This window comes from Mycobacterium sp. 1245499.0, assembly GCF_001673615.1.
GTDB lineage: Bacteria > Actinomycetota > Actinomycetes > Mycobacteriales > Mycobacteriaceae > Mycobacterium > Mycobacterium europaeum_A.
In genome coordinates this window covers 1-2158 of record NZ_LZMG01000221.1, presented here as the reverse complement: position 1 = coordinate 2158, position 2158 = coordinate 1, and the positions used below count along the sequence as shown (strand labels likewise).

2 protein-coding genes are annotated in these 2158 nt (G+C 65.2%); both read left to right on the top strand.

What is annotated here, in order from left to right; all coding sequences use genetic code 11:
* Positions 1 to 242: 242 nt before the first annotated feature.
* Positions 243 to 419, top strand: a complete 177-nt coding sequence (locus A5646_RS28970; RefSeq protein WP_156765592.1) for a hypothetical protein — start codon at positions 243 to 245, stop codon at positions 417 to 419.
* Positions 420 to 557: 138 nt separating this feature from the next.
* Positions 558 to 2158: hypothetical protein (locus A5646_RS12455; protein WP_156765591.1), on the top strand; the 1601-nt coding region annotated here is incomplete at its 3' end.

Sequence of the window (2158 nt, the reverse complement as noted above, 5' to 3'; positions counted from 1 at the left end):
ACACCCCTGTGTTTTCGCAGCTCATGAACCCTATCCTGCGGTTTTGGAACGGGTTCGAGTCCCCTTAGCTCCACCGATTGTTTGCTGATTATCGGTCGTTATAGCTGGGTATCCAGCAAACCGTGCGTTGCATCCACGTCGTCGCGGTTGGCGTAGCGATTGGGGCCTCGATTGTCGGGCCGGCGGTGCTCACCGCGTCCGCGCACGCGGATTACAGCGGCTATAGGCGCTGCGTGGGAAAGATGACCGAGCCGATCGCGGGCCACGACCCCCAGAACCTGCAACTCGTCGGCGTCATTGAGCAGGATCTCGATTCCGGTGTCTCCCCGGCCGCGGAGGCCCAGCGAGTGGCGCACATGGGATTCGACCCGAGCTTTGCCAACGGCATCGTCCAGTGCGTGATTGAAGAACGTCCGTAGCCGAGTCCAGGCCAGGCTGCGAACGAATCATGGTCGAGCGCAACAGCTTTGGCGGTCGCTTTTTCTGGGTACAGCATGCACGAGCCGACTTGAGCCCACCGGTCGGGCACCATGGGTCCCGAGGGACGGAGTTATCACATGCATCGCCCCGACACGATCATCGAGATCCATCGCGAACGCGTGCAGGATCAAACGGCCGAGATGTTCAGCGGCGACAAGTACACGCAGTCCGTCGACGGCGCCGGCTACTCGGCGACGGCCACCCTCGACCTCACCCTGGACCGCGTCTGGTTCATCCTCGACGCCCGTGGGCGGCTGTGGCAGGAGGAAGCTGACGGTGCATCCCGCGACCCGCTGCGGCACTTCGCGATAGACCTGGTGATTTTCGATTCGAAGATCGTCATCGATTCGGTCACCTGCATCCCGCTGGTATCGCTGCCCCCGGCCACGGTCACCATCCCGGATGGCCCGCGTGCCGGAGAATCGCGCGAGATTGCGTACAACGAGATTCCGTTGTTCGGGCGGTTGACGATTCACGATCAGCTCGAGCCGCACCAGCTAGAGCCGGGCAAGCAGACGATCGCACTGAACTTCACCGCCCAGGACGCGCCCGCGCTGGTGGCACACCCATTGCCGGACCGGCACGCCGGGTGGCTGTTCGGCCCGCACGTCGAACGCCGTGCGGACGGGATCACGGTCTTCGCCGGGCAGGATCCGCGGATCAGCTGGGAACTCGACTATGCCGAGGCGCACTGGATCACCCACAGCATCGCCGGTGAGCTGATGGTGAACCTGGAGAAGCTGCAGCACCCCGGCCTCTCCGACGAAGAAGCCAGGACCAGGGTGCTCGACTCGCTGGCCGCCCAAATCGCCGATGCGGTCCGCCCGCAGCTGGAGGCGATGGGCGACAAGGGGATTCAGACGTTGCTGCCGACGCCGGTGGACGTCGACCCCGAGGCGCAAGACGACAGTACGGTCAAGGAACTGGACGCCATTGTGCAGCGCTTCGACGTCGGCGAGGCGACCGAGGAATCCATGGTGGTGCAGCTGCAGACGCTGCGCGATTTGCCGCCCGGCGAAGAGCTGCCCCCGTCCATTCTTGCCGAAAACCCATGTGAGCGAGCGGCTTTGGCCGCTACCGGGTGGAGCATTCTGCGGCAGGTCCGGGACACGGTGATGAAGAGTTTCGATCTCGACGAGGGCGACTTCGACCCCGATGCGCCGTGCGCGCTGGCGGGTCCGAAGACCATCAGCATCGGCGGGCAAGACCGAAGCCTGGATGCCCTCGACGCCGACATCGTCCCGCGAACCGGGGATGGCCGGTTGGTCGTGGACGGCACCGTGAGCGCCGAGACCGCGCTCTATGACTTCAACGCCACCTTCAAGGTGACCTACGAGATGGGCCTCGGCGACATCCCCCGCGACCCGAAGGACAATGAGCTGCTGCGCGAGGATGTCGACACCATCGAGCTTCTCGAAGAGACACTGAAACTGGCGGGTGCGAAGAAGCGCGCCGGCCACCTCGGCGCCGAAGACTACGAGGCCGAAGTCAAGCGCGTCCGCGAGCGATTCGATCGGCTACCGCGGACCGTGGGGGTGCGACCGGCGCAGAACTCCGAGCCGGAGGTGAACGCCGACTTCAGCCTCACCGCGGCCGGCAAGGTGGCCACGGCCGCGGGGGCGGCGGCCGTCGTCGGGCTGCTCGCTCACATGGGTTTTCGGCAAGAATGGACGGGGGC

What these genes read in the sequence shown, in the direction of transcription:
- A5646_RS28970 (WP_156765592.1), top strand. Translation starts at nt 243, where the DNA reads ATGACCGAGCCGATCGCGGGCCACGACCCCCAGAACCTGCAACTCGTC.